We start from the raw sequence: 7,281 nt of genomic DNA, 5'->3' as shown, positions 1-7,281 counted from the left end.
GGTTCGGGGCGCCTTTCTGGGCGCGCCGAGCAGCGCAGCCCGAGCGGGGAAAAGCGCCGACGCCGCGCGTCGGCGCTTTTAGCGAGGTTTTGTCCGAGCGAAGCGTCAGCGGAGCGAGTTAAGCGAGCGACCCGCTCGGGCGAGCCGCGCAGGGGACCGCGAAGCGGCGCGCACAGCGGCGCCCCAAACCCCGGCCGCCCCAAGGCGCGGGCACCGAACGCGCGGGCACCGTCAGCCCTCGGCCCGCCTCACCCCTCGTGGGGCTCGCGAATCAGCCAAGTCCCCGCCAGACGATCGTGCAACGCCCGATGCTCCGCATCGAACAGCGCCCAAACGAAGCCCAGACCCAGCAGCGCCCAGGACAGCCCCGCGGCCACAAAACGCGCGCTCGCCTGACCCAGCGTCGGCGGCACCCCCTCGGCGTTCACCACCCGCAGCCGCCACGCCAGCATTCCCAGCGTCCGGCCGCCACGGGTCCAGAAGAGCACGAAGAAGAGATAGACCAGCGCCAGCAGATAGACCTGATAGGCGACCGACAGCCAAGTGCCCGGCGCCGGCGCCTCACCCCCCGAAACCGGCAGGAAGACCGCACTGCCGAGGAAGATGATCGAGACGACGAGCAGCAGGTCGTAGAGGAGTGCCCCGATTCGCAGGCCGAAGGCGGAGAAGACACGGCCGCCGCGTAGGACTCGGCTGGGGGCGTCAAGGGCGGTCTTGCTCACGTCGGGATTCCCGGCAGCAGGCGCGCGGACCCGGGAGGCCGCTGCGCGGCTCAAGAAGAGAGGAGTAAGGTGGCGCTCCCAAGGGGATTCGAACCCCTGTTTCCGCCTTGAGAGGGCGGCGTCCTAACCGCTAGACGATGGGAGCGCTGTCTCGTCCTGTACGGCTCAACCGTCAGCAACGAGGGTGGTATTATAACGATCTTCGTCACTCACACAAGGGTGGTTAGCCATTACGTCCGACAATGGTCTCCAACTTCAACGGCTGGCCGAAGCCGAGCCAACCATCATCCCCCGGGATGCGCACAGCATCTCGCGCGCGGACATCAGCGATAACGCCCTGAAAGTCCTTTATCGTCTGCGCAACGCCGGCTACCAGGCCTACATGGTCGGTGGCGGGGTGCGCGACCTCTCGCTCGGCCGCGAGCCCAAGGACTTCGATGTGGCCACCGACGCCCGGCCCGAGGAAGTGCGCAGGCTCTTCCGCAACTGCCGGCTCATCGGCCGGCGCTTCCGCCTGGCTCACGTCCACTTCGGCGCCGAGATCATCGAGGTGGCCACTTTCCGCGCCCTGCATCCGCCGGAGGACGGCGATGGCGACGGCGATGGCGATGGTGCCGACGGCGAGCGGGTGATCGAGAACGGCCGCATTGTCCGTGACAACGTCTACGGCACATTGGCCGAGGATGCCCTGCGCCGCGATTTCACCGTCAACGCCCTCTACTACAACATCGACGACTTCTCCGTGGTCGATCACGCCGGCGGCATGGACGATCTGGAGGCCGGGGTCATCCGGTTGATCGGCGATCCGCGCGAGCGCTACCAGGAGGACCCGGTGCGCATGCTGCGTGCCGTGCGTTTCGCCCTGAAGCTCGGCTTCCGCATCCATCCGGAGACGGCGGCGCCGATGCACGAGATGGCCGGCAGCGTGGCCGACATGCCTCCGGCGCGGCTCTTCGACGAGGCGCTGAAGCTGTTCATGTCCGGCGACGCGCTGGATGCCTTCGAGATGCTGCGCCACTACGGGCTGTTCGATTCGCTGCTGCCGCTGACCGCCGAGGCGCTGGAGGATGAGGGCAACGAGCAGTGGGTGCCGTTCATCGCCGCGGCGCTGCGCAATACCGACGAGCGCATCGGCGCCGACAAGCCGGTGACCCCGGCCTTCCTGTTTGCGGCGCTGCTCTGGCCGGCGGTCCGTCGGCGCGAGGCCGATCTGGTCGAGGCCGGCGAGGCGCCGATCCCGGCGCTGCAGCAGGCGGCCGCCGAGGTGCAGGCCATGCAGCAGGCGCGCATCGCGCTGCCCAAGCGTTTCAGCATCCCCATGCGCGAGATCTGGACCCTGCAGCCGCGTTTCGCGCGGCGCGGTGGCAAGCGGGCACAGCGGCTGCTCGGGCATCCGCGCTTCCGCGCCGCTTACGACTTCCTCGAGCTGCGCGCCGGGGCGGGTGACGCCCCCGCCGAGCTGGCGCAGTGGTGGCGCGAGTTCCAGGAGCAGCCCGAGCGCCCGCCCTCGCAGAAGAAGAAGAGCAGCCGCGGTGGGCGGCGCCGGCGCGGCGGCCGGGGCCGTGGCAAGGGCAATGGCGAGGGTGGCGGGAATGGCACCGCGGCGTCGACCCCGGAGGAGTCGGCGGAATGAGCACGGCCATCACGGCCTACGTCGGCCTGGGCAGTAACCTCGAGCAGCCGCGCCGGCAGGTCGAGCGGGCGGTGGTGCGCCTGGATCTGCTCGCCGACTGCCGGGTCCAGGCCGTCTCCAGCCTCTACCGCAACCCGGCGCTGCAGGCGCCGGGCGTGCCGGCACAGCCCGATTTCATCAACGCCGTGGCGGCGCTGGAGACGCGGCTGGGCCCGCTGGCCTTGCTCGACGCCCTGCTCGGCATTGAGGCCGCGCAGCACCGGCGGCGCGACGGGGTGCGCTGGGGGCCGCGGACCCTGGATCTGGACCTGCTGCTCTACGGTCAGATGCAGGTGGAGGAGCCGCGGCTGCAGGTGCCGCATCCGGAGCTGGCCCGGCGGCCGTTCGTGGTCCATCCGCTGCTTGAGATCGCCCCCGGGGTTCGCTTGCCCGGCGCCGGGGCGCTGGCCGACGCCGCCGCGGCGCTCGGCGTCGATGCCCTGGAGCGGGTTGGCGCCGTGGCCGGCTTCGAGCACCGGTCGCTGCAGGAACCGGCCTGAAGGCTGGACGCGTTACGGCGATGGGTACTTCAATCGGGAGCCAGTGGCGCTGTACTCTGTCCCACCTTTCTCAAGCCGAGGTTGACTCCCATGTCCAGCGGTGATCGCAAGCACGCCTCCGGCGGGGCCGTGACGGTCTCCCGCATGCGCGCGATGAAGCGCGAGGGCCAGCCCCTGGTCTGTCTGACGGCCTACGACTACGGCTTCGCGGCCGCCTGCGAGCGCGCCGGGGTGGATCTGCTGCTCATCGGCGACTCCCTCGGCATGGTGGTCCAGGGTCACGAGACCACCCTGCCGGTAACCGTGGACGACATCGTCTACCACACCTGCTGCGTGGCACGGGCCTGCCAGCGGGCGCTGGTGGTGGCGGATCTGCCCTTCATGAGCCATACCGACGTGGAGCAGGGGCTGCACAACGCTGGGCGTCTGATGAAGGAGGGCGGGGCGCAAATGGTCAAGCTCGAGGGCGGTGCCGAGCAGGCAGCGCTGGTCGAGCGCCTGGCCGTGAACGGGATCCCGGTCTGCGGCCACTTGGGGCTGAAGCCGCAGCAGGTCCATAAGCTCGGCGGCTACCGGGTGCAGGGGCGCGAGCAGGCCGACGCCGAGCGCATGGAGGCCGATGCCCGGGCGCTGGAGGCGGCCGGGGCCGATCTGCTCATCCTCGAGTGCGTGCCCACCCCCCTGGCGCGGCAGCTCAGCGAGCAGCTGAGCATCCCCGTGGTGGGTATCGGCGCCGGCGGCGGCTGCGATGGGCAGATCCTGGTGCTCCACGACGTGCTCGGCGTCACCGAGCAGCCGCCGCGCTTCGCCCGGGCCTTCGGTGCCGAGACGGGGAGTGTGCAGGCGGCGCTGGCCGCCTACGCGGCGGCGGTGCGCGACGGCACCTTTCCAGGGCCAGAGCACGGGTTCGAGGCTTGAGGCGGGTTACCGAACGCAACGCCATGCGCGAGCTCTCGCGCGCCTGGCGCGGGCGCGGCGAGCGCGTCGGGCTGGTGCCGACCATGGGCAACCTCCATCGCGGCCACCTGGAGCTGGTCGACCGCCTGGCCGGGTGCGTGGACCGGCTGGTGGTGTCGATCTTCGTCAATCCGCTGCAGTTCGGCCCCGGGGAGGACTACGACGCCTACCCGCGCACGCTGGACGCCGATCTGGCCGCCTTGCAGGGGCGCGGCGTGGACGCCGTCTTCGCGCCCACCGCGCGGGAGATGTACCCCGGCGTCGAGCCGCCCTGGACCGGGGTCGACGTGCCGGCATTGACGCAGACCCTGTGCGGGGCGGCCCGGCCGGGCCACTTCGCCGGGGTGGCGGTGGTGGTGATCAAGCTGCTCAACATCGTCGAGCCGGATGCGGCGGCCTTCGGGCGCAAGGACTACCAGCAGCTGCAAGTGGTGCGCCGGGTGGTGGCCGATCTGGATCTGCCGGTGGAGATCGTCGAGGTGCCCGTCGTCCGCGAGGACGACGGTCTGGCGCTGAGTTCACGCAACGGCTACTTGGATGCGGAGCAGCGTCGGCGGGCGCCGGCGCTCTACGTCACGCTCCGCGAGTTGGCGGCGGCCCTGGAGGCCGGGCGGCGGGACTGGCAGCAGCTCGAAGCCGAGGCCTGCCGGCGGCTGGAGGCGGCGGGGTTCGACGCCGCCGAGTACGTAGCGGTCCGCCGCTGCGATGATCTGGCCGAGCCGCGCGGGGATGAGCCGCGGCTGGTGTGCCTGGGGGCGGCGCGCCTGGGTACGGCGCGGCTGATCGACAACGTCGAGGCGCGATTGAACCGGTAACCGAGGGCGTGCATAATCGCTGAGCTGCCGATTGTGCAGGTGCACATGACCGGTTCTTCATCAATCGGATCGGCATGTGATTTCGCGGCATAGAGGTTTGAGCCATGCAACTGAACATGCTCAAGGGCAAGCTGCATCAGGCCCGCGTCACGCAGACCGAGCTCGAGTACGAGGGCTCCTGCGCCATTGATCTGGACCTGTTGGAAGCAGTCGGCATCCACGAGTACGAGCAGATCCACGTCTACAACATCGAGAACGGCGAGCGCTTTGTGACCTACGCCATCATCGGTGAGCGGGGCTCGCGGATGATCTCCATGAACGGGGCGGCGGCCCACAAGTGCAGCGAGGGTGATCGGGTGATCATCTGCGCCTACGCCGGTGTCCCGGAGTCGGAGCTGGGCGAATTCCAGCCCCGTCTGGCTTATCTCGATGCGGACAACCGCATTACCCAGCGGCGCGGCAGCATCCCGCTGCAGGTCGCCTAGTCCGTCCCCCGCGGCGTGGCTCCGTGCCGCGCTAGGGCCCACCGCACGTGTTCCCGTACCAGGGCCGAGGGGTGGTTGAGCCGCTGTCCGAGCGCCTCGACCACCTCGGGCGTGGGTGCGGCGTTGCCCAGTGCCACCGCCAGGTTGCGCAGCCATCGCTCGTGGCCGATCCGCCGGATGGCGGAGCCCGCCGTGCGCTCGAGGAAGGTGGCCTCGTCCCAGTTGAACAGCGCCACCAGATCCGCGTCGTCCAGACCGTGGCGGGGCTGGAAATCGTCCTCGGCGGTGGGGTGGGCGTAACGATTCCAGGGGCAGACCAGCTGACAGTCGTCGCAGCCGAAGATGCGGTTGCCCATGGCCGGGCGCAGGGGCTCGGGGATCGAGCCCGGATGCTCGATGGTCAGATAAGAGATGCAGCGGCGCGCGTCGAGCTGGTAGGGGCCGGTGAAGGCGTTCGTCGGGCAGGCGCGCAGGCAGCGTCGGCAGCTGCCGCAATGCGCGCGGACCGGATCGTCCGTGGGCAGCGGCAGGTCCGTGAATAGCTCGCCGAGGAAGAAGTACGACCCGGCGTGGCGATTGAGCAGCATGGTGTTCTTGCCGATCCAGCCCAGCCCGGCCTCGCGAGCCAGCGCGCGCTCGAGGACCGGGGCGCTGTCGACGAAGGCGCGGTAGCCGAAGGGGCCGATGGTGGACTGGATGCGTTCGGCGAGTCGCTGCAGCCGCCGTCGCATCAGCTTGTGGTAGTCGCGGCCCAGGCTGTAGCGGGTGATGAAGGCGCGTTGGCGGGCCTCGAGCACGGCGCGGGGCTCCGCCGCCCGATCCGGGGTGTAGTCCATGCGCACCACGACCACCGAACGGGTCCCGGGGACCAGCTGCCGGGGCCGCGCCCGCTTGCGCCCGTGGCGGCCCATGAAGCCCATTTCGCCCTGGTGACCAGCCTGCAGCCAGCGGATCAGGCGCGCTTCGTCCTGCGCCAGCTCGGTGCCGGCGATGCCGCAGGCCGAGAAGCCCAACTCGGCGGCCCAGGTGCGGATGGAGCCGGCGAGGGCGGCGGACTGGAGTGCGGTCGGTTCAGCGTCGGGCATAGACCGTTCAGAATGGAGCGTTCCGGGGCCGGGGGGAACCCCCCCCCGCCGTGCGCGTTCGACCTGGAGGCGAGCAGAACCCCATGCGTGAGCTCTACACCCCCGACCAAGTGGCCCGCCTGGATCAGGCGGCCATCCGTGCCGGTATCGCCGGCGAGGTGCTCATGGACCGTGCCGGCCGGCGGCTCTGGCAGGAGATGCGCCAGCGTTGGCCGGGGGCAGGGCGGTTGGCCGTGGTCTGCGGCGGCGGCAACAACGGTGGTGACGGATACGTGGTGGCCCGTCTGGCCGGCCGGGCCGGGCTGGCGGTGGAGGTCCTCTACCTGGTGCCGCCGGAGCGGCTGAGCGGGGATGCGGCCCGCCACGCGCAGCGTTACCTAGACGGGGGCGGGATCTGTCGACCGTTCGAGCCCGAGGCCCTGGACGGGGTCGACGTGATCGTCGACGCGCTGCTCGGCACCGGGCTGGATCGGCCGGTGAGCGGGGCGTTCGCCGAGGCGGTGACGGCCGTCAATGCCACCCCCGCGCCGGTGGCGTCGGTGGATATCCCCTCCGGCATCCACGGGCGCACCGGGGCCGAGATGGGGGTCGCGGTCCGGGCGCAGCTTACCGCGACCTTCGTCGCCCGCAAGAGTGGGCTGTTCACCGGTCGCGGCCCGGCCTGCGCCGGGGCGGTGGTCTTCGACGATCTCGGTACGGCGACGTGGACCGCCGGCGCGGAGTTGCCCCATGCGTGGCAGGCGACACCGGCGGATGTCGGCGCGTTGCTGCCGCCCCGGCCGCGGGATGCGCACAAGGGGCAGCAGGGGCATGTGCTGGTGGTCGGCGGGGATCGCGGTATGGCCGGTGCGGTGCGCCTGGCCGCCGAGGCGGCGGGGCGCAGCGGCGCCGGGCTGGTGAGCGTGGCGACGCGCCCGGAGCACGTGCCGGCGGTGGTGGGTCCGTGTCCGGCGGTCATGGCCTACGGCATCGATCGCGCCGAGGAGCTGGCGCCGCTGCTCAGCCGCGCCAGCGTGGTCGCCCTGGGTCCGGGGCTGGGCCAGGG

The 7,281-nt window shown here is 71.0% G+C and carries 8 protein-coding genes and 1 tRNA gene; 6 read left to right on the top strand and 3 right to left on the bottom strand.

Features of this window, described 5'->3' with window-relative positions; genetic code table 11:
- Positions 1-248: 248 nt before the first annotated feature.
- Both CCR79_RS03840 and CCR79_RS03835 read right to left on the bottom strand, forming a co-directional pair.
- Positions 249-722 carry an RDD family protein gene (locus CCR79_RS03840; protein ID WP_201168948.1) on the bottom strand — a complete coding sequence of 158 codons (474 nt, stop codon included), beginning with the start codon at positions 720-722 and terminating at the stop codon, positions 249-251.
- A 70-nt stretch (positions 723-792) separates the two neighbouring features.
- Positions 793-867 (bottom strand) — tRNA-Glu (locus tag CCR79_RS03835).
- A 138-nt stretch (positions 868-1,005) separates the two neighbouring features.
- On the opposite strand from CCR79_RS03835, the gene pcnB reads away from it, so the two are divergent.
- From pcnB to panD, 5 genes are all read left to right on the top strand, one after another.
- A complete protein-coding gene (gene pcnB / locus CCR79_RS03830) occupies positions 1,006-2,355 on the top strand; it encodes a polynucleotide adenylyltransferase PcnB (RefSeq protein WP_430654664.1) in 1,350 nt (449 codons plus the stop codon).
- A complete protein-coding gene (gene folK, locus CCR79_RS03825) occupies positions 2,352-2,894 on the top strand; it encodes a 2-amino-4-hydroxy-6-hydroxymethyldihydropteridine diphosphokinase (protein WP_201168946.1) in 543 nt (180 codons plus the stop codon). Before pcnB ends, folK begins: the two co-directional genes overlap by 4 nt.
- A 90-nt stretch (positions 2,895-2,984) precedes the next feature.
- Positions 2,985-3,812, top strand: coding sequence for a 3-methyl-2-oxobutanoate hydroxymethyltransferase (gene panB / locus CCR79_RS03820; protein ID WP_201168943.1), 828 nt, complete (start codon positions 2,985-2,987; stop codon positions 3,810-3,812).
- Complete coding sequence (panC, locus tag CCR79_RS03815) at positions 3,809-4,666, top strand: pantoate--beta-alanine ligase (RefSeq protein ID WP_201168940.1); 858 nt, start codon at positions 3,809-3,811, stop codon at positions 4,664-4,666. The genes panB and panC overlap by 4 nt, the downstream gene beginning before the upstream one ends.
- 104 nt (positions 4,667-4,770) lie before the next feature.
- Positions 4,771-5,151, top strand: coding sequence for an aspartate 1-decarboxylase (gene panD, locus CCR79_RS03810; protein WP_201168936.1), 381 nt, complete (start codon positions 4,771-4,773; stop codon positions 5,149-5,151).
- On the opposite strand, the gene queG is transcribed toward panD, so the two are convergent.
- Positions 5,148-6,236: a tRNA epoxyqueuosine(34) reductase QueG gene (gene queG / locus CCR79_RS03805; protein WP_201168933.1), complete on the bottom strand. Its 1,089-nt coding sequence runs from the start codon at positions 6,234-6,236 to the stop codon at positions 5,148-5,150. The genes panD and queG overlap by 4 nt on opposite strands.
- 83 nt (positions 6,237-6,319) lie before the next feature.
- On the opposite strand from queG, the gene CCR79_RS03800 reads away from it, so the two are divergent.
- Positions 6,320-7,281, top strand: a 962-nt coding sequence (locus tag CCR79_RS03800; RefSeq protein WP_201168930.1) for an NAD(P)H-hydrate epimerase, incomplete at its 3' end; no start/stop codon positions are given.

Origin of the sequence: Halorhodospira halophila (genome assembly GCF_016653405.1) — a bacterium.
In the GTDB taxonomy this organism is placed as follows: Bacteria; Pseudomonadota; Gammaproteobacteria; order Nitrococcales; family Halorhodospiraceae; genus Halorhodospira; species Halorhodospira halophila_A.
This window is presented reverse-complemented; position numbering and strand designations above follow the sequence as displayed.